Source organism: Pseudomonas sivasensis (assembly GCF_052938085.1).
On sequence record NZ_CP176442.1, the window covers coordinates 5577427 to 5597225 of the forward strand.

General features: G+C 61.1%; 15 protein-coding genes. 4 read left to right on the forward strand and 11 right to left on the reverse strand.

The window, feature by feature from the left end; all coding sequences use genetic code 11:
- Window positions 1–97: 97 nt before the first annotated feature.
- The 7 genes from ACKZ62_RS25800 to amaB form a co-directional block, all read right to left on the reverse strand.
- The gene (locus ACKZ62_RS25800) at window positions 98–814 is read right to left on the reverse strand and encodes an ABC transporter ATP-binding protein (RefSeq protein ID WP_032890534.1); all 717 of its coding nucleotides are present in this window, start codon (window positions 812–814) and stop codon (window positions 98–100) included.
- Window positions 811–1686 carry an ABC transporter ATP-binding protein gene (locus ACKZ62_RS25805; protein ID WP_027607703.1) on the reverse strand — a complete coding sequence of 292 codons (876 nt, stop codon included), beginning with the start codon at window positions 1684–1686 and terminating at the stop codon, window positions 811–813. The genes ACKZ62_RS25800 and ACKZ62_RS25805 overlap by 4 nt, the downstream gene beginning before the upstream one ends.
- Window positions 1683–2960, reverse strand: coding sequence for a high-affinity branched-chain amino acid ABC transporter permease LivM (gene livM / locus ACKZ62_RS25810; protein ID WP_032890532.1), 1278 nt, complete (start codon window positions 2958–2960; stop codon window positions 1683–1685). The genes ACKZ62_RS25805 and livM overlap by 4 nt, the downstream gene beginning before the upstream one ends.
- Window positions 2961–2962: 2 nt before the next feature.
- Window positions 2963–3877, reverse strand: coding sequence for an ABC transporter permease subunit (locus ACKZ62_RS25815; RefSeq protein WP_003188099.1), 915 nt, complete (start codon window positions 3875–3877; stop codon window positions 2963–2965).
- A 184-nt stretch (window positions 3878–4061) separates the two neighbouring features.
- Window positions 4062–5198, reverse strand: a complete 1137-nt coding sequence (locus ACKZ62_RS25820; protein WP_095186057.1) for a branched-chain amino acid ABC transporter substrate-binding protein — start codon at window positions 5196–5198, stop codon at window positions 4062–4064.
- A 374-nt stretch (window positions 5199–5572) separates the two neighbouring features.
- On the reverse strand, window positions 5573–6856 hold the full coding sequence (amaA, locus tag ACKZ62_RS25825; protein ID WP_095186058.1) for an L-pipecolate oxidase: 1284 nt from the start codon (window positions 6854–6856) through the stop codon (window positions 5573–5575).
- A 170-nt stretch (window positions 6857–7026) separates the two neighbouring features.
- Window positions 7027–8517: an L-piperidine-6-carboxylate dehydrogenase gene (gene amaB, locus ACKZ62_RS25830; RefSeq protein WP_095186059.1), complete on the reverse strand. Its 1491-nt coding sequence runs from the start codon at window positions 8515–8517 to the stop codon at window positions 7027–7029.
- Between the two features lie 154 nt (window positions 8518–8671).
- On the opposite strand from amaB, the gene ACKZ62_RS25835 reads away from it, so the two are divergent.
- From ACKZ62_RS25835 to nadE, 3 genes are all read left to right on the forward strand, one after another.
- The gene (locus ACKZ62_RS25835) at window positions 8672–9562 is read left to right on the forward strand and encodes a LysR family transcriptional regulator (protein ID WP_032890523.1); all 891 of its coding nucleotides are present in this window, start codon (window positions 8672–8674) and stop codon (window positions 9560–9562) included.
- Window positions 9563–9767: 205 nt separating this feature from the next.
- On the forward strand, window positions 9768–10982 hold the full coding sequence (pncB, locus tag ACKZ62_RS25840) for a nicotinate phosphoribosyltransferase (protein ID WP_032890522.1): 1215 nt from the start codon (window positions 9768–9770) through the stop codon (window positions 10980–10982).
- Window positions 10983–10985: 3 nt separating this feature from the next.
- On the forward strand, window positions 10986–11813 hold the full coding sequence (nadE, locus tag ACKZ62_RS25845) for an NAD(+) synthase (protein WP_032890520.1): 828 nt from the start codon (window positions 10986–10988) through the stop codon (window positions 11811–11813).
- A 136-nt stretch (window positions 11814–11949) separates the two neighbouring features.
- Here nadE and azu read toward each other — a convergent pair whose 3' ends face one another.
- The gene (azu, locus tag ACKZ62_RS25850; RefSeq protein ID WP_032890518.1) at window positions 11950–12396 is read right to left on the reverse strand and encodes an azurin; all 447 of its coding nucleotides are present in this window, start codon (window positions 12394–12396) and stop codon (window positions 11950–11952) included.
- A gap of 332 nt (window positions 12397–12728) precedes the next feature.
- Between azu and ACKZ62_RS25855 the strand changes: the two genes are divergently transcribed.
- Complete coding sequence (locus ACKZ62_RS25855; protein WP_032890516.1) at window positions 12729–12911, forward strand: hypothetical protein; 183 nt, start codon at window positions 12729–12731, stop codon at window positions 12909–12911.
- Window positions 12912–12958: 47 nt separating this feature from the next.
- On the opposite strand, the gene ACKZ62_RS25860 is transcribed toward ACKZ62_RS25855, so the two are convergent.
- From ACKZ62_RS25860 to ACKZ62_RS25870, 3 genes are all read right to left on the reverse strand, one after another.
- Window positions 12959–13849, reverse strand: coding sequence for a transglutaminase family protein (locus tag ACKZ62_RS25860; protein ID WP_032890514.1), 891 nt, complete (start codon window positions 13847–13849; stop codon window positions 12959–12961).
- The gene (locus ACKZ62_RS25865; protein ID WP_447096019.1) at window positions 13849–16335 is read right to left on the reverse strand and encodes a circularly permuted type 2 ATP-grasp protein; all 2487 of its coding nucleotides are present in this window, start codon (window positions 16333–16335) and stop codon (window positions 13849–13851) included. The genes ACKZ62_RS25860 and ACKZ62_RS25865 overlap by 1 nt, the downstream gene beginning before the upstream one ends.
- 148 nt (window positions 16336–16483) lie before the next feature.
- Window positions 16484–19774, reverse strand: coding sequence for a transglutaminase family protein (locus ACKZ62_RS25870; protein ID WP_447096020.1), 3291 nt, complete (start codon window positions 19772–19774; stop codon window positions 16484–16486).
- Window positions 19775–19799 lie beyond the last annotated feature (25 nt).

The window sequence follows — 19799 nt, forward strand, 5'->3', positions numbered from 1 at the left end:
TGCTCGCGAAAGCGGTGGGTCAGTTCCAGTCTACTGACTGATACACCGCATTCGCGAGCAAGCCCGCTCCCACAGGGGGTTTGCGTCAGGCTTTAGATCAGTGCCCGCCGAGGTAGGCGTTGCGCACTTCCTCGTTCACCAGCAGCTCCTTGCCGGTGCCTGTGAGGCGAATCTCGCCGTTGACCATCACATACGCCCGGTCCGACAAGCGCAGTGCGTGGTTAGCGTTCTGCTCCACCAGGAAGATGGTCATCCCGGTGGCTGCCAGCTCGCGCAGGGTGGAAAAGATCTGCTTCACCACAATCGGCGCCAACCCCAGGCTCGGCTCATCCAACAGCAACAGCTTGGGCCGGCTCATCAGCGCGCGTGCGATGGCAAGCATTTGCTGCTCACCACCGGACATGGTCATGGCGCGCTGGTTGCGCCGTTCCTTGAGGCGGGGGAACAGCTCGAACATGCGCTGCATGTCTTCCTGAGCGTATTTGTCGCCAATGGGGATAGTGCCCATCAGCAGGTTTTCCTCGACAGTCATGTCGGGGAACACCCGCCGCCCTTCAGGCGACTGCGCGATGCCGTTGGAGGCGATGTAGTGGGACGACTTGTGGGTAATGTCGACACCGTTGTAGATGATCTGCCCCGACTCAGCCCGTGGCTGGCCGAAGATCGACATCAGCAGCGTGGACTTACCCGCGCCGTTGGAGCCGATCAGGCTGACGGTTTCGCCTTCGTTGATGTGCAGCGAGACTTTCTTCAGGGCCTGGATCGGACCGTAGAACACGTCCAGGTCCTTCATTTCGAGGATAGGTGCACTCATACCAGCTCCTCTTCGTCTGCGCCCAGGTAGGCGGCAATCACTTTAGGGTCGTTGCGGATCGCTTCCGGCCCGCCCTCGGCGATGACGTTGCCGTGGTCCAGCACCACGATGTGGTCGGAAATACTCATCACCATGCCCATGTCGTGTTCGATCAGCACCACCGTAAGGTCGTGTTCGTCGCGCAGCAGGCGAATCATCGCGCTGAGGGCTTCGGTTTCCTGGGGGTTCAGGCCCGCTGCCGGTTCGTCCAGGCAGATGATCTGCGGCCGGGTGCACATGGCGCGGGCGATTTCCAGGCGGCGCTGTTGGCCATAGGAAAGCTCACCGGCCAGGCGGTTGGCGCAGTCCACCAGGTCGACAACTTCCAGCCAGTAGAACGCGTGGTCGAGCGCATCGCTTTCGGCCTTGCGGTAGCCCTTGGTGTTAAGGATGCCTGCGAGCATGTTGCGGTTGACCCACATATGCTGGGCCACCAGCAGGTTTTCCAGCACCGACATTTCCTTGAACAGGCGAATGTTCTGGAAGGTCCGCGCCAAACCGGCACGGTTGACCAGGTGGGTGCCGCCGAACATTTTGTAGTACACGCGGCTGAGGAAGCTTTTCGGCGACACAAAATCGACGGCCTTGAAGCGCTCGCCCAGCAGTTGGATCACGTTGGTCTGTTTGCCACGAATGTTCAGTTCGATCTTGCCGCCACTGGCTTTGTAAAAACCGGTGAGGCAGTTGAATACAGTGGTTTTGCCGGCGCCGTTAGGGCCGATCAGGGCGAAGATCGAGTTGCGTTCGACCTTGAGGCTCACATCGCTCAAAGCCTTGATGCCACCGAAGTGCATCATCAGGTGTTCCACGGAGAGGACGACTTCCTTGCTCATGGCGCCACTCCTTTACGTGGGGTCACACCGGTACGGCTGATGCGGATCAAACCGCGTGGTCGCCAGATCATCATCACCACCATCAACACACCAAACAGCAGCACGCGGTATTCGCTGAAGCTGCGTAGCAATTCAGGCGCCACGGTCAACACGAAGGCCGCGATGACCACGCCGACCGTCGAGCCCATGCCGCCCAAGACCACGATGGCCAGGATCAGCGCCGACTCGAAGAAGGTGAACGACGACGGGTTGACGAAGCCCTGGTAGCTGGCAAAGAACACCCCGGCCAAACCCGCAGTAGATGCGCCGATGGTGAATGCCGAAAGCTTGACCAGCACGTGGTTCAGGCCCATGGAACGGCAAGCGATCTCATCTTCACGCAAGGCTTCCCAGGCGCGGCCAACCGGCATGCGGGTCAGGCGGTGCTTGATGTACAGCACGGCCAGCACCACCAGGAACAGCACGATGTAGATGAACATGAACTTGATGTTGGGGTTGTAATCGAGGCCGAAGAATTCGTGGAACGGAATCCCACCCTCCTTCGCCTTGCGCCCGAACTCCAGGCCGAGGAAGGTCGGTGAAGGCACCGGCATACCGTTCGGGCCACCGGTGAACGACAGCCAGTTATTGAGCACCAGGCGGATGATTTCACCGAAGCCCAGGGTCACGATGGCCAGGTAGTCCCCGTGCATTCGCAATACCGGAAACCCGAGTATGCACCCCGCCAGTGCCGCCGCGATGGCGGCCAGGGGCAGCACGCTCCAGAAGCCCAGGCCGAGGTACTGATAACCCAATGCCAGACCGTAGGCACCGATGGCGTAGAACGCCACGTAACCCAGGTCGAGCAAGCCGGCCAGGCCAACCACGATGTTCAGGCCGAGGCCGAGCAACACGTAGATCAGCCCGAGGATCACCACGGTCAGCAGGTACTTGTTGGCGAAGATCGGGAACACGATGGCGATCACGATCAGTGCCGGAATGATCCAGCGCAGCCGCGACTTGTAGTCCGGTGGCAGTACATGCACGCCGGAGCCACTGCTCTCGAAGCCCTGCAGAATCTTCACGCCCTTGGGGGTTTGCAGGAACAGGCTGAGGGCAAAGCGCCCGGCCATCACGATGGCGACCAGGATGGCCACGCGCGCAGGTTCCAGGTTGAAGCTGTAGCCGTCGAGGACCACGCCGACGATCGGACCGAACACGATCAGCGAAATCAGTCCGGCAAGGATCGTATCGACGACACTTTTCTTGATATCGATAGGTTTGGCAGCAGACATGTTTACACCTTCGCCACAAGTGGGCGACCAAGCAGGCCCTGGGGACGGAAAATCAGAATCACCACCAGCAGGGAGAAACTGAACACGTCTTTGTAGTCAGAGTTGATCAACCCTGAGAACAACGACTCGGAGATACCGAGGATGATCCCGCCCAACATCGCCCCAGGCAGGGAGCCGATGCCGCCGAGTACCGCTGCGGTAAATGCCTTGATGCCGATGATGAAGCCGGCATAGAAGTCGAAGGTGCCGTAATTGAGGGTGATGAGCACACCGGCCAGTGCGGCCATGGCAGCACCGATGACAAACACGTAGGAGATCACGCGGTCGGTGTTGATGCCCAGGATCGAGGCCATCTTGCGGTCTTGCTGGGTCGCGCGGCACATGCGGCCGAGCTTGGTGTACTTGATGATGTAGGTCAGCAATGCCATGCCGGCGAATGCCGCGACCAGGATGAACACTTTGGTGTACGTAAGCTGCACGAAGCCTGTGCCGATATCGACACGCCAGGCCCCGGCCAGCAGGGTTGGGATACCTTGTTGCTTGGCGCCCTGGGCGATCTGCGCGTAGTTCTGCAGGATCAGGGAGATACCGATGGCGCTGATCAGCGGAGCCAGTCGGGTGGAGTTGCGCAGCGGTTTGTAAGCGACACGCTCAATGACCCAGCCGTAAACGCCGGTGACGACCACGGTGAAGATCAGAGTGCCGAGAATGAGCAGCGGGAAGGATTCGATGCCGAAGTAAGCCAGCAGTGCCAGACTGATCGCCGCGAGGTAAGCGGAAATCATATAAACCTCGCCGTGGGCGAAGTTGATCATGCCAATGATGCCATAGACCATTGTGTAGCCGATGGCGATCAGGCCATAGACCGACCCGAGGGTCAGGCCGTTGACCAGTTGCTGCAGGAAAATACCATCCATAACGCAATCTCACGCGGTGAGCACCTGCACACCGGCGGGTGTGCGGCGCTTCTGGAGGAAAAAACAGATCTCGATAACAACACGGGTCCCAATGTGGGAGGGGGTTTGCCCCCGATGCGGTGGGTCAGCTGAACACCTGTTGACTGACACTCCGCGATCGGGAGCAAGCCCCCTCCCACATGGATTACTTCTGCTTTTCCAACTGATGGTATTTGCCGTCTTTATCCCACTGGTAAACCACGTAGTCGGAGATTTTTAGGTCGCCCTTCGAGTCCCAGGTTTTCTCGCCCATCACGGTTTTGACCGGGTGCGCTTTCAGCCATTTGGCCGCGTCTTCGCCCTTGTTGGACTTGGCGCCGTTGAAGCCGGCGGCCAGGGCCTGCAGCGAGGCGTAGGCGTACAGGGTGTAGCCTTCTGGCTCGTAGCCGGCCTTGCGGAACTCTTCCACGACAGCCTTGCTGTCAGGCAGCAGGCGCGGGTCGGCACCAAAGGTCATGTAGACGCCATCGACGTATTGCGCGCCGCCAGCGGTGGCCACCAGTTCATCAGTCACCACGCCGTCATCGGACATGAACTTGACGTCTTTCAGGCCAGCTTCACGAATCTGGCGAACCAATGGACCGGCTTCCGGGTGCAGGCCACCGAAGTACACGACGTCGGCGCCCAGGGAGCGGATCTTGGTGACAAGCGCACTGAAGTCCTTCTCGCCACGGGTCAGGCCTTCTTCCAGCACCGGCTTGACGCCGCGCTTGGTCAACTGGGCAGCGGTGGCGTCGGCCAGGCCTTTGCCGTAAGTGTCCTTGTCGTTGATGACCGCGACTTTCTTGCCCTTGAGCACATCGACGATGTAGTCGCCGGCGACGATACCTTGCTGGTCGTCACGGCCGCACATGCGGAACATGGCGCCAAGGCCACGTTCGGTCACTTGTGGGTTGGTAGAGCCTGGGGTGATCGCGATGATGCCCGCTTCGTCGTAAACCTCGGAGGCCGGGATAGTGTTCGACGAGCAGAAGTGCCCGACTACGCCAATCACTTTGTCCTGGTCAGCCAGGCGGTTGGCCACGGCAACGGCCTGTTTCGGCTCACAGGCATCGTCGCCTGCCACCAGCACAACTTTCTCGCCGTTGATGCCACCGGCCTTGTTGATCACCTCGGCTGCCGCCTGGGCACCCTTCATGTACTGCTCACCGAACGAGGCGTTGGCGCCGGTCATCGGCCCCGCTACACCAATCTTCACATCAGCTTGAACAAACGTAGAAACACCCAGCGCCGCTGCAACGGCGAGGGCCAGAAAACCTTTCTTGTAAAACGTCTGGGACATGAGTGGTGCTCCGATATTTTTGATTTTTGGCACTACAACTTGCGTTCAAACTTTTCACTGAAAGCTCAGAGCAAGCCCCGTGCCATTACGTTTTTATTCTTCAAAAAGACACGGTGTCATTGTTATTACAGGCGTTTCGACGCCGCTTGCCAGGACGTGCAACCCTCTAGCCTCGACAGGTGCAACCAGCCACTTAAAAAAGTACAACCGTGACGGGTCGCACCTGCAACCGAATGGATAAACACCCCGCTCCACACCTGTAACAGCGTGCGTAACGGAACTGCACATTTACAGTGCGTGATTGCTACGACCTGCACCAATACAGATTAGTAGCGTGCTAAGAAAATGCAGGCTTCTGAGCGGTATTTCGCTGATCAGATCACGATCCTCAAGCATTGCCCGGCGTGATACAGCGAGAATCCCGCCTCGTACAGGCAACTGCGCAGACCCACTCCGGCCAACGGTTGCATGGGCGCGAAGGGAATCGGAAGCGCTTGGGGATCCTGGTGACACAAGTAGTCGGCGAACGCCTTGCCGACCACACTGCCGGTGGTCACGCCGCGTCCGTTATAGCCCGTGACAGCGACCAGTCCAGGGGCCGGTTCGAACAGGCGCATCAAGTGATCGGGGGTGAACGCGATGCAGCCGGTCCAGGTGAATTCCCACTGCACCGATTTGAGGTACGGGAAGTAGTGTTGCTGCACCCGATCGGCCCACGCCTTGAGGAACCACGCCGGTTTCTGGTTGCCATTGCCCAGGCTGCCGAGCAATAAACGACCATCGGCATCGCGGCGGATACTGCTCAATACCTGACGCGTGTCCCACGATCCCTGGCCGCCAGGGAGAATCTGCTGGGCGGCTTCGTCGGTGAGCGGGGCCGACGCGACCTGGTAGTAATAACCGGGGAAAAAGTTACGCCGCAGCTCGGTCCATTCGCCTTCGGTGTAAGCATTGGAGGCAATGACCACTTGTGCAGCCTGCACTGCCCCGTGCTGGGTCTGAACCGACCAAAGTGCACCTTGGCGCTCCAATTGGGTGACCGGTGAATGGTCAAACAACTGCCCGCCGAGCCCGACCGCAGCATTGGCCAGCCCAGAGGTGTAGGCCATGGGATTCAAGGTGCCCGCACGCCGATCCAGCAAGGCGGCGGCAATTTTTTTAGTGCCGGTGGCTTGCTCGCAGGCCTGACCGGTGAGCAACTCAACCGGCGCGCCACGGCGCTTCCATTGTTCTTCACGACTGCGCAAATCCGCCTCGCCACGGGCGTTGTGCGCCATGTGCAAGGTGCCCTCGCGGCGCAGTTGGCAATCGATGTTGTATTTGTCGATGAGGCTGAACACCAGAGACGGTGCCGCGCCCAACATGCGGTTGAGCTGGCTGCCCACCGCTTCGCCGAAACCGGCTTCGATGTCGTCCGGGGGGATCCATAAACCGGCGTTCACCAGCCCGACATTGCGCCCCGAACCGCCGTGGCCAGTGCGATGAGCCTCCAGCACGGCGACGCTTTTACCCTGTTCCAGCAAGTGAATGGCGGCCGACAATCCGGTGATGCCGGCGCCGATCACGCACACATCCACCTTGACCTCGCCCTTGAGCGCGGCACGATCCGGCCGGCCAGGGGTGAGGTGTTCCCACAAACACGTTTCGCGTAATGCCATTGCCAGACTCCGGTGAGACCCAACAAACATCTATTCCGAACTGCAAATGAGGTCACATGCGGGAGGGGGCTTGCTCCCGATGGCGGTGTATCAGACAACACTTCAAACCTGATTCACCGCCATCGGGAGCAAGCCCCCTCCCACGCTGACCTCACTCCGACTTGAGGAAATCAGTCGAAGGTGATGCCCTGGGCCAGCGGCAGTTCCAGCGAGTAGTTCACGGTATTGGTCTGGCGGCGCATATACCCGCGCCACGCATCCGAACCCGACTCACGACCGCCGCCGGTCTCTTTTTCACCGCCAAACGCGCCGCCAATTTCTGCGCCGCTTGGGCCGATATTGACGTTGGCAATGCCGCAGTCACTGCCGACTGCCGACATGAACTGCTCGGCTTCACGCACGTCAGTGGTGAAGATGCACGAGGACAGGCCTTGGGGCACCGCGTTGTTCAGGCGCAGGGCTTCGGCGAAGTCGGTGTAGCCGACGACATACAGAATCGGCGCGAAGGTTTCGGTGCACACCACGTCGCTTTGCTCGGGCATCTCCACAATGGCCGGCGACACGTAGTAGGCGTTGGGGAATGTGTCTTCCAACTGGCGCTTGCCGCCGAACACTTTGCCGCCTTCGCTCAGCGCTTGCTCCAGCGCGTCCTGCATATTGTCGAAACCGTGCTTGTCGATCAGCGGGCCGATCAGGTTGCCTTCCAGCGGGTGGCCGATGCGCACTTTGGAATAGGCGGCCTTGAGGCGAGTGACGATTTCTTCCTTGACCGATTCATGGGCAATCAGGCGGCGCAGGGTGGTGCAGCGCTGGCCGGCGGTGCCGACGGCGCTGAACAGAATGGCGCGCACGGCCATGTCCAGGTCGGCGCTTGGGCCGAGGATCATCGCGTTGTTGCCGCCCAGTTCCAGGATGCTGCGGGCGAAACGTGCGGCGACTTTCGGCGCCACTTCGCGGCCCATGCGCGTGCTGCCGGTGGCGCTGATCAACGCCACACGCGGGTCATCCACCAGCGCGGCGCCTGCATCGCGACCACCGATGATCACTTGGCTCAGATACTCAGGGGCGCCGTCGAATTTCTTCAGCACGCGCTCGAACAGCGCCTGGCAAGCCAGGGCCGTGAGCGGGGTCTTTTCCGAGGGTTTCCAGATCACGGCGTTGCCGCACACCAGGGCCAGGGCGGTGTTCCATGCCCACACGGCGACCGGGAAGTTGAAGGCGCTGATGACGCCGACCACGCCCAGCGGGTGCCAGGTTTCACGCATGTGGTGGCCTGGGCGCTCGGAAGCGATGGTCAAGCCGTACAACTGACGCGACAGACCGACCGCGAAATCGCAGATGTCGATCATTTCCTGCACTTCACCCAGGCCTTCCTGGGTGATCTTGCCCGCTTCCCAGGACACCAGCTCGCCCAGGTCGGCCTTGTATTCGCGCAGCACGTCGCCGAATTGGCGCACCAGCTCACCGCGACGCGGCGCTGGAACTTTGCGCCAGGCGTCGAATGCATGCTCGGCGCGACTGACCTGTTGCTCCACCTCGGCGGCACCTTCCCAATGCACACTGCCGATTTGGCTGCCATCAATCGGCGAATGCACGGGCTGTTTGCCCGCCTGGTACAGCGACGGGTTCACCCCGAGACGATCAAGCAATGCGGCAACCATTGGTCACTCCTTCAAACTGCAAACAGAAAATTCGCGCCGCGGCGCGCACGGCAATCCAGACCTTATTTGTAGCTGGCTCAAGACTTGCCAACAAACGACGATTAGGCGAGATATCATTCCGTTTATTCATGCAAAGCATAAAAAGAGGCACGCCGTGCTGAACAAAAGACATTTGCCCTCGATCACCGCCCTGCAGTGTTTCGAAGCAGCCACCCGCCACCTGAGCTTCACCCGCGCCGCCGAGGAGTTGAACCTCACGCAAAGCGCGGTCAGCAAACAGGTGGCGCAGTTGGAAGAGCTGCTGCAACACCTGCTGTTTCGCCGCGTGCGTCGCCGCTTGCAGATGACCCCGGCGGGCGACCTGTACCTGGTGGAAGTGCGCAAGATCCTCACGCAAGTGGAGATGTCCACCCACTACCTGCGCTCCTACGGCGGCGAGACCGAAGTGCTGCGCGTGTCCACGCCTTACACCTTCGGCGCGCGCTGGCTGGTGCCGCGCCTCAAGGGTTGGCGGTTGCGCCATCCGCAGATCCACCTGGACCTGTGCAACGAGCAGGAGCCGGACGAACTGCTGCAAGGCAAGGCCGACATGGCCTTCTACTTCGGCCAGGGCTCGCGCCCCGGCACCGAGAGCCTGAAGCTGTTCAGCGAAGAACTGGTGCCGGTGTGTGCACCGGAAAGTCTGCCCGCGAAGCCCTTCAACGACCCCACGCAACTGAGCGAACTGGTGCTGCTGCAAAACGCCTCACGCCCCCAGGGCTGGCATGACTGGTTTGCCGATCAGGGGTATCACACCGAGCACAGCTACCACGGGCCGCGTTTCGACACCTTTTATATGTGCATTCGAGCGGCGCAGGTAGGCTGCGGTGTAGCGCTGCTGCCGCGGTTTCTGGTGGAAGAAGAACTGGCCGACGGCAAGTTGGTGATCCCATGGCAGCACGCGATGCCGAGCCAGGATGCGTATTACCTGGCCTATCCCGAGCATTCGGCGGAAGTGCCCAAGGTGCGCGAGTTTGTGAAGTGGATGATGGAGCAGGTTCTTTAGTGCCTGGAATACCGCCATCGGGGCAAGCCCCCTCCCACATTTGAAACACATTCCAAGTGTGGGAGGAGGCTTTCCCCCGATGACGCCAGTGGCCTCACTGAAAAAATCACTGGCAAAACCCCACAGGTCTATGCGCCACTAGCCCCCTTCCTTAATTGTGCGTAAAGGCCGGCGTCCATCGCCGACCCGTCTGGAGATTCCCGTTATGAGCGAGAGTGTGTTTGCCGATCGCATCGTGCAGAACCTGCTCGACACCGACTTCTACAAGCTGACCATGATGCAGGCGGTGCTGCACAACTACCCCAACGTGGAAGTTGAGTGGGAATTCCGTTGCCGTAACAGCGAGGACCTGCGCCCGTACCTGGCGGAGATTCGCTACCAGATCGAACGCCTCGCCGAGCTGAGCCTGAGCCCGGACCAACTGGGCTTCCTGGAACGCATCAGCTTTATGAAACCGGACTTCCTGCGCTTCCTCGGGCTATTCCGCTTCAACCTGCGTTATGTGCAGACCGGCATCGAGAACGGCGAGTTGTTTATCCGCCTGCGCGGGCCGTGGCTGCATGTGATCCTGTTTGAAGTGCCGATGCTGGCCATCGTCAGCGAAGTGCGTAACCGCTACCGCTACCAGACCGTGATCCTCGAACAGGCCCGCGAGCAGTTGTACCGCAAGTTCGATTGGCTGACGGCGAATGCCAGCAGCGAGGAACTGTCGGAGCTGCAAGTGGCCGACTTCGGCACGCGCCGACGCTTTTCGTACCGGGTGCAGGAAGAAGTGGTCAATGTGCTCAAGCATGACTTCCCCGGGCGCTTTGTCGGCACCAGCAACGTGCACCTGGCCCGCGAGCTGGACATGAAGCCCCTGGGTACCATGGCCCACGAATGGATCATGGCCCACCAGCAACTCGGCCCACGCCTGATCGACAGCCAGATCGCCGCCCTCGATTGCTGGGTCCGCGAATACCGTGGCCTGCTGGGCATCGCCCTGACCGATTGCATCACCACCGACGCGTTCCTCGGCGACTTCGACTTGTACTTCGCCAAGCTGTTCGACGGCCTGCGCCACGATTCTGGGGACCCGGTGCAGTGGGCGGAAAAAGCCATCGCTCACTACCACAAGCTGGGTATCGAGCCGATGAGCAAAACCCTGGTGTTCTCCGACAGCCTGTCGCTGCCCAAGGCCTTGGAGATTTTCCGTGCGCTGCGCGGTCGCATTAATGTGAGCTTCGGCATCGGCACCAACCTGACCTGCGATATTCCAGGGGTGGAACCGATGAGCATCGTGCTTAAAATGACCGCCTGCAACGGCCAGCCCGTCGCCAAAATCTCCGATGAAGCGGGCAAGACCCACTGCACCGACCCGAATTTTGTCGCCTATTTGCGTCACGTTTTCAAAGTACCTGCCATTTCCAGCAAGGAGTGAATCATGCAAGCCGTACAGCGCGAGATTGCTGAACAGCTCAAGGTGCAAGCGCCGTTCAACGACCAAGCCGCCCTTGAGGCCGAGGTTGCCCGACGCGTGACCTTTATCCAGGACTGCCTGCGCAATTCCGGACTCAAAACATTGGTGCTGGGCATCAGCGGTGGCGTCGATTCCCTGACCGCCGGCCTGTTGGCCCAGCGCGCGATGCAGGAACTGCGCGCCAGCACCGGTGACGAGGCGTACCGCTTTATTGCCGTGCGCCTGCCCTACGAAACCCAGTTCGACGAAATCGACGCCCAGGCATCGGTGGACTTTATCGAGCCCGACGAGCGCCACACCGTGAACATCGGCCCGGCGGTCAAAGCCCTGGCCAGTGAAGTGGCGGCGTTTGAAGGCAAGGCGGCGGTGTCCCGTGACTTCGTGCTTGGCAACACCAAGGCGCGCATGCGGATGGTGGCGCAATACACCATCGCCGGCGCGGCCGGTGGTTTGGTGATCGGCACCGACCATGCGGCGGAAGCGGTGATGGGGTTTTTCACCAAGTTCGGTGACGGTGCATGCGATCTGGCGCCGTTGAGCGGGCTGGTAAAAAACCAGGTACGCGCGATTGCACGGCACTTTGGCGCGCCGGAGTCGTTGGTGGAGAAGGTGCCGACGGCCGACCTTGAAGACCTGTCGCCAGGTAAGCCGGATGAAGCGTCACATGGCGTGACGTATGCCGAGATCGATGCGTTCCTGCACGGTGAACCGGTGCGCGAAGAGGCGTTCAGGATTATCTGCGAGACCTATCGCAAGACTGAGCACAAGCGGGTGATGCCGTTTGCGCCGTGAGGTGAGCCAGATATTTTTGTGTTGATTGGCAGGCCGCTATCGGGAGCAAGCCCCCTCCCACATTTGATCGCATTCTCATGTTAGAACTCGGTCAAGTGTGGGAGGGGGCTTGCTCCCGATAAACGATAACCCGGTCTTACTTGACGACCACAGTGCCTTTCATCATCGAGATGTGGCCTGGGAACGAGCAGAAGAACGCGTAGTCCGTACCAGCAGCCAGCTTGGAAACATCGAAAGTCACCGAATCTTTCTCGCCGGCACCGATCAGCTTGGTGTGGGCGATGATGCGGTCGTCACCCTCTTTCAGGTAGTTCTTGTCGATGCCAGCGGCCATGCCGTCAGTGGCAACCGGTTGCATGTTGGCGGCAGTGGTCAGCACCCAGTTATGGCCCATGACGTTTTTCGGCAAGCTGCCCGAGTGTTCCAGGTTCACGGTGAACGTCTTGCAGCTCTTGTCGATCACGATTTCCTTGGTGTTGAAGGACATCTGATCGGTGGAGTCGACGGTGACATTGCACTCTGCGGCAAACAACTGGCCACTGGCCAAAGTCAGCAGGGAAACAGCAACGAGTTTGGCAAACATGTGAATCTCCAAGGCAGGGTTTATAAAACGCGGATTGCGGTAAGGGTGCCTCAAGCAGGCTTGAATTCTTATGATCTGAATCAACAGATTGTATACAACTTTAGGCTATCAGACTTATCAACACAATCTACCAGCCAAAGTAGCAGTACCTGCCTATGATCGGCCCATCACCCACTGGAGTCCGAACCATGCGCCTCAATCACCTGTTCAATGGCCTGCTGGCCGCGTACGCCTGCGGTAAGTGAAGGCAAAGCGCCCCTTGAAGCTGCTACCATGTCGTCACAAGGCAGCTGCGCGCCGCCACCCTCACCTTCGACCCTAGAGGATCGCCCATGGCCAAACCTAATTACTCCTTCGCCAAACGTCAGAGAGACTTGGCCAAGGAACAGAAGAAAGAGGAAAAACTGCAACGCAAGAAAGCCGCTGTCGATGAAGAAGCGGGCGCACTGAACCCGGACGCGGAAGGTGAAGTGGCAGCAGACGAGACCGAAACCCCGAAAGACCCGGCTGAATAAATTCTGTTGTGGTGAGCAGGCCCCCCCTGTCTCACCACACTCCACCGTTATTCCAGCGGCATCACCGTCACCCGCACCTCCGGGTCATGGTTCCCTCCCCCCAGAATTACCCCACGCAACGGCGACACATCGGAAAAGTCCCTGCCCCAGGCCAAGGTGATGTGCTCCAGTGCCGGCTGCACATTGTTCGTCGGATCAAAATCCACCCAGCCTGACACCGGGCAAAACACTGATACCCACGCGTGGGACGCATCAGCACCGATCAGCCGTGGCTGGCCGGGCGGTGGCTGGGTGAGCAGGTAGCCGCTGATATACCGCGCAGCCAAGCCCCGCGAGCGCAGGCAGGCGAGCATCAGGTGGGCGAAGTCCTGACACACGCCACGGCGGCGTTCCAGCACTTCCACCAGCGGTGTGGCGACTTGGGTCGCTTCGGCATCGAAGGTGAATTCACTGAAAATCTTTTCCATCAGCGCCTGCACGCCCAACAACAAGGGTTCGCCAGGGGGAAAACAACTTTCGGAGAACTCGACGAAGGTTTTTTTCAGGTGCACGTAGGGTGATTCAAAGCGATACCGACAGGCTTCGATTCGCTCAGGGGTCATCGGCTGGCTGCTGTAGGTCAGGCTGTCACGGGTCTGATCCCAGGCCGGCGACTGCCGAAAATCCAGTACAGGCCGCGCCAGCACCTCCACGGTCAGCCCAGCGTTGACCAGCAATTCATCGTGAGGCCGTTCGAACGCCAGGCGGGTGATCGGGTTGCCGTATACATCCAGCTCATCGCGGCGCGAGGTCGGCTCCGGGCTGATATCCAGTTGTTGCGACGTGCAGCGTTGCCAGGCACAGGGTCGTGGCCATAAATGCGCCAGTTGCTGGGCCAGGGACACCGGGCTGTCGTAGTGGTAGTGGGTATCGTGGAAAATCTGATAGCGCGCGCTCATTACACCGACACCGTTTGCTGGCTGACATCATCCACATGGGCAAAATGGCGCAACGCGAGGCGATCCGACACTTGCCCGCTTTCAGCGGCCACCGCTTGCAGCAGGTCGGCCAGGCCGTCCAACGCAGCACGTACGCTGGACTCGCCAAACAACGGGTTCTCCAGGCAACTCAAGTCGAAACGCGCCAGGCGCTCCACCAAGGGCGCCAGGCCCGTTTCCCGTGGCACACCAAAATCATCATTAAGGCGACGCAAAGTGCGACTGACCAATTTGAGCTGGAACAGCACGGCATGGGGGTTCTGCTCGTCGAGCAGCAACAGGTCGAGCACCGGAATCAACTGCGGCACCGCCAAGTAGCGCGAGCGGTATGTGATGCTGCTGTTGCCCAACTCCAGCAACCACTCCAGCCCCGCCTGATCGAACACCGCGACGCCACGCAGGAATGCCGCCAGGCTGCTGCTTAAGAATTGCAGGCGTTCTATGCGCCGGCCCATCATCAGGAAACGCCAGCCTTCGTCGCGGGTCATGTCGTCCAGGGCAAACCCGGACAGCGCCGCCAAGGACATCACCAGGCGGTTGAGAAAATCCAGCAACTCGCCAAAGTCCGGCGCCTCACTTTCCAGCTCCATGGCTTCGCGTTGCAGCTCCACCAAGGCCTGCCAGTTCTCGCGGGACAACTTGCCACGCACCTGGGACGCCGCCCACTGCAAGCGTTGCAGGTTAGCGCGCAGGCTCGATGGCCAGTCATCGCCGAGCAACGCTGCGAGCAGACGCTCCGGCAGTTCGCCCTCTTCCGGCAGCAGGCGCAGGTTTTCGCCCAGCTCCACCGCCGCCAGCAACGCCAAGGGATCGTCGCCGTCGACATAACGCGCCAGCACGATTCGCAACCAGCGCGCGCTGTCATCGCAGCGCTCGCAGTAACGGCCAAACCAGAACAGGTTTTCCACCACCCGCGACGGCAGATAAGGATCGCGGCGCACCAGGTCATGGGCACCAATCGTGCGCTGGGCACGCCACTGCTCACCACCGGGGGCGCGTTCGCCGAGCACCCAGGTGTCTTTGCTCGCACCGCCGCGTTGCATCGACACCACTTCGGCATCGGCCTCAGCAGCCACACGGGTCAGGCCGCCGGGCAGTACGCGATAGCCCTCGTCACTGGCCACGGCGTACACACGCATGCCGATGGCACGGTGCTGCAGGTGGTCATCCACGGTGTGCCACACCGGCGCCTGGGACAGTTGCGCCAGCTCCTGGGCGACGTAGGCGTACGGCCGCGCACGCATGCGTTCGGCCAGGGCCTCGCGCTGCTCATCGTTCAGATCGCGGCCAAACACCGGGGCGAAACTCTGCGAAGGGAACGCGGGTTTGATCAGCAGCTCCGGCAGTTTTTCCAAGGCTTCGGCGAGCACCGGTGCTTCACCGCACCACCAGGTGGCGATGGACGGCAGGATCAGTTCTTCGCCGAACAAAAACTCGTTGATTTTCGGCAGGAACCCCAGCAACCCGGGCGACTCCAGCACGCCGCTGCCCAAGGCATTGGCCACCAGCACATTGCCCTGGCGCACCGCATCCAACAGGCCCGGCACGCCGAGGGCCGAGTCGGTGCGCAGTTCAAGCGGGTCGCAGAAGTCGTCGTCCAGGCGCCGCATGATCGCGTGCACCCGGCGCAGACCGCTGAGGGTTTTGAGGAACACGGTGCTGTCGCGCACGGTGAGGTCGCCACCTTCCACCAGCGGATAGCCGAGCTGGCGCGCCAGGTAGAGATGTTCGAAGTAGCTTTCGTTGAAGCGGCCTGGGGTGAGCAGCACGATCAGCGGTGTCTGGTCATCGCCGGGCGCCTGGCGGACCAGGGTTTCCTGGAGCGTGCGGAAGAAACCGGTGAGGTGCTGCACCTGCAAGTCACGGTACAAGTCCGGGAAGGCGCGAGACACGATGGTGCGATTTTCCAACGCATAACCGGCGCCCGATGGGGCCTGGGTGCGGTCGGCCGTCACCCACCAACGACCATTCGGAGTGCGCGCCAGGTCAACCGCGTACAGATGCAGGAAAGCACCGTCGGGGGGCTGGATACCCTGGCACGGCCACAGGAAATTGTTATGCCCGAACACCAACTCCGCCGGCAGCAAGCCTTCTTTGATCAAGCGTTGCGGGCCATACAGATCAGCGAGCACGGCATTGAGCAGGCGCGCCCGCTGGGCGATACCGGCCGACAGGTGCTGCCATTCATCCGCCGCCAACACATGGGGCAGCAGGTCCAGCTCCCACGGCCGATCGGCGCCCTTGGGGTCGGCATAGACGTTGTAGGTCACGCCGTTTTCCTGGATCTGCCGCGTCAGCAGCGCCTGGCGCTGGGCCAACTGCGCGGGGGTGCTGCGTTGCAGGTGATCAAGCAAGCGCCGCCAATGGGCACGCACCGCGCCGCTGTCATCCAGCAGTTCGTGATAAGTGCCCGCAGTTAGCGGGTAACGGTCGAGCAAGTCGGACATGGAACGCTCGGCAGAGGCAAAGGGGCTCAGATTACCCTAACAAACACTGCAAATCCCTCTGTGGTTTCCAGGCTTTGTGGTGAGCGGGCTTGCCGCGCGCGAGGCATGCTCGCTCACTACATTATCTGGAGTCACAGTTGGATAGGGCTCAGTCATTTTTATTGGGGAAACGCCGCAGATCCAGGGTCATAGGGAATTCGTCATTGATCACAACACTCGGTACGGTGAGCTTCCCAGGCGTGTGGCCGAGACGGAAAAACCGCGCCATGCGCCGGCTCTCAGCCTCATTGGCGTTCACCGGTAAGCTGTCGTAATTGCGTCCACCCGGATGCGCGACGTGGTACTGGCAACCGCCCAACGAGCGTTGCATCCAGGTGTCCAGCAGGTCGAACACCAGCGGCGCATGGACCGGGATGGTCGGTTGCAAACAGTTGGCCGGTTGCCAGGCGCGGTAACGCACGCCAGCGACAAACTCGCCGACTCGCCCGGTCGGTTGCAGCGGCACTGGGATGCCATTGCAGGTCAACAGGTAGCGTTGCGGTGGCAACCCGCTAAACTTCACCTGCAAGCGCTCCAGGGACGAATCCACATAGCGCACTGTGCCGCCCACTGCGCCCTCTTCGCCCAGTACATGCCAAGGTTCCAGGGCCTGGCGCAGTTCCAGTTCGATACCGCTGACGGCATAGTCGCCGACCTTGGGGAAACGGAACCCCAAATGCGCGGCGAACCATTCGGCACGCAGTGGGTAGCCGGCGGCGTTGAGTTCGACGATCACGTCGGCAAAGTCCTGCTCGATAAAGTGCGGCAGCAAAAAGCGGTCATGCAACTCGGTGCCCCAGCGCGCCAGTTTCGGCGGTGCGTAAGGCTCACGCCAGAACCGCGCCACCAGCGCCCGCAGCAGCAGTTGCTGAGTCAAACTCATGCGCGCGTGGGGCGGCATTTCAAAGGCGCGCAGCTCCAACAGGCCCAGGCGGCCGGTGGCGCCGTCGGGCGAGTAAAGCTTGTCGACGCAGAATTCGGCGCGGTGAGTGTTGCCCGTCACGTCGATCAGCAGGTTGCGCAGCAGGCGGTCCACCAGCCAGGGCGGGCAGTCCTCGCCGGGCTCGGGCATTTGCGCGAAAGCGATTTCCAGCTCATACAGCGCGTCGTTACGCGCCTCATCCACTCGCGGCGCCTGGGACGTCGGGCCGATAAACAAGCCAGAAAACAGGTAGGACAGTGACGGGTGGTTATGCCAGTAGCTGATCAGGCTGCGCAGCAAATCGGGACGACGCAGAAACGGTGAATCCTTGGGCGTCGCGCCCCCGAGCACAAAGTGGTTACCACCACCGGTGCCAGTGTGGCGCCCGTCGATCATGAATTTTTCGGTGGTCAGGCGGGTCTGTCGCGCCTCTTCATAGAGAAACTCGGTGCGCTCGACCAATTCATCCCACGTGGCGGACGGCTGCACATTGACCTCAATCACACCCGGATCCGGCGTCACCCGGAAGTTGCTCAGGCGCATATCGAACGGCGGTTCGTAGCCTTCCAACAGCACCGGGCAGTGCAGCTCTTCGGCAGTGGCTTCGATGGCGGCAACCAGTTCCAGGTAATCCTCGACGCGCTCCAGCGGCGGCATGAACAGGTACAGGCGCCCTTCCCGTGCTTCGGCGCACAGTGCGGTGCGGGTCAGCCAGTCAGCGGACTCGTCGACCTCGGGCACTCGCTCATCGCTCGGCGCTGCTTCGCCGTGGCTTTGCAGTTGGGCACTTGTTGGCAGTTCCGGCTGATCCTGATTAGGGTCGGTGGGGTGCACGAACGGATACTCCGCCGCCGTCACCCACGGCTGCGAGGCCAACGGCAGGCGATAGCCAAGCGGTGAATCCCCCGGTACCAGGCGGCAGTGGTTATCGCGCAGGTACCAACGCCCACTTTGCCAGCGGTCATTCGCGGCCGTACGTGCCAGCGGCAGCACCTGGCCGATGACTTTATCCAGGCCCTGGCTGAACACTTTGCGCAGGCGTTCGCGCTCTAGGTCGTCGCTCAAGCGCGGGTCCTGGGCGGTGACGTTCTGAGGCAACGCACCTTCGCGCCACAGGTAGTAAAAATTGTCTTCGAAGGCCGGGAATACAAAACGCGCCGGCAACTTGAGGCGTTCGGCAACACTGGCCAGGAAGCGCCCGGCCAGCACGCCATCGGCACCGTAGTCCTCTTGCTCATCGGCAATCAGTGCACTGTTGTGCCAGATCGGCACGCCGTCGCGGCGCCAGTAACAGTTGAGCGACCAGCGCGGCAGTTGCTCGCCGGGGTACCACTTGCCCTGGCCAAAATGCACCAGGCCCTTGGGCGCGTAGTGCTTGCGCATGCGCTGGAACAGCTCGGCGGACAAGCGGCGTTTGTCGGGGCCAAGGGCCGCGGTGTTCCACTCGGCGCCGTCGGGGTCGTCGATGGACACAAAGGTCGGCTCACCGCCCATGGTCAGGCGCACGTCGTCCTTGAGCAGGTCGCCGTCGATCTGCCGGCCCAGGGCCTGGATCGCCAGCCACTGCTCTTCGGTGTAGGGCTTGGTGACCCGTGGCGCTTCCCAGATGCGCTCCACCGACATTTCGTGGGTAAATTCGCACTCGCAGGGTTCCACCAGCCCACTAATCGGCGCGGCGGACGATGGATCAGGACTACAGGCCAACGGGATATGCCCTTCACCGGCAAACAATCCGGAGGTTGCATCCAGCCCGATCCAGCCGGCGCCGGGCAAATACACTTCGCACCAGGCATGCAGGTCGGTGAAGTCCACCTCAGTGCCGGACGGGCCATCCAGGGCTTTGACGTCGGCGGTCAGCTGGATCAGATAGCCGGACACAAACCGCGCCGCCAGCCCCAGATTGCGCAGCAACTGCACCAACAACCACGCCGAGTCGCGGCAGGAGCCGGAGGCGTTTTCCAGGGTGAACTCCGGGGTTTGCACGCCAGGTTCCATGCGGATCAGGTAACCGATATCGGTGGCCAAACGCTGATTGAGCCCCACCAAGAAGTCCACGGCGGGCAGTGGCGTGCGGTCGATGCCGGCCAGGTAGGCGGCAAACTTCGGCGTCAGCGGCAGGGTTTCCAGGTACGGCGCCAGCTCGCGCTGCTCATCGGCGGCGTAGCTGAAGGGGATTTTTTCGGCGTAGGGTTCGAGAAAGAAGTCGAACGGATTAAAGACTGCCATCTCAGCGACCAGGTCAACTTCGATCCGCAGCTCATCGGTCTTTTCCGGGAATACCAGGCGCGCCAGGTAATTGCCCTGGGGGTCTTGCTGCCAATTGATGAAGTGCTGCTCGGGCAGCACTTTGAGTGCGTAGGACAAAATCCGCGTGCGGCTATGGGCCGCCGGACGTAAGCGCACGATCTGTGGCCCGAGTTCGACGGCACGGTCGTAGCGGTAATGCGTAACGTGGTGCAACGCGACATGAATCGACACGGCGGCCTCCTGCGAGCCAGGGCAT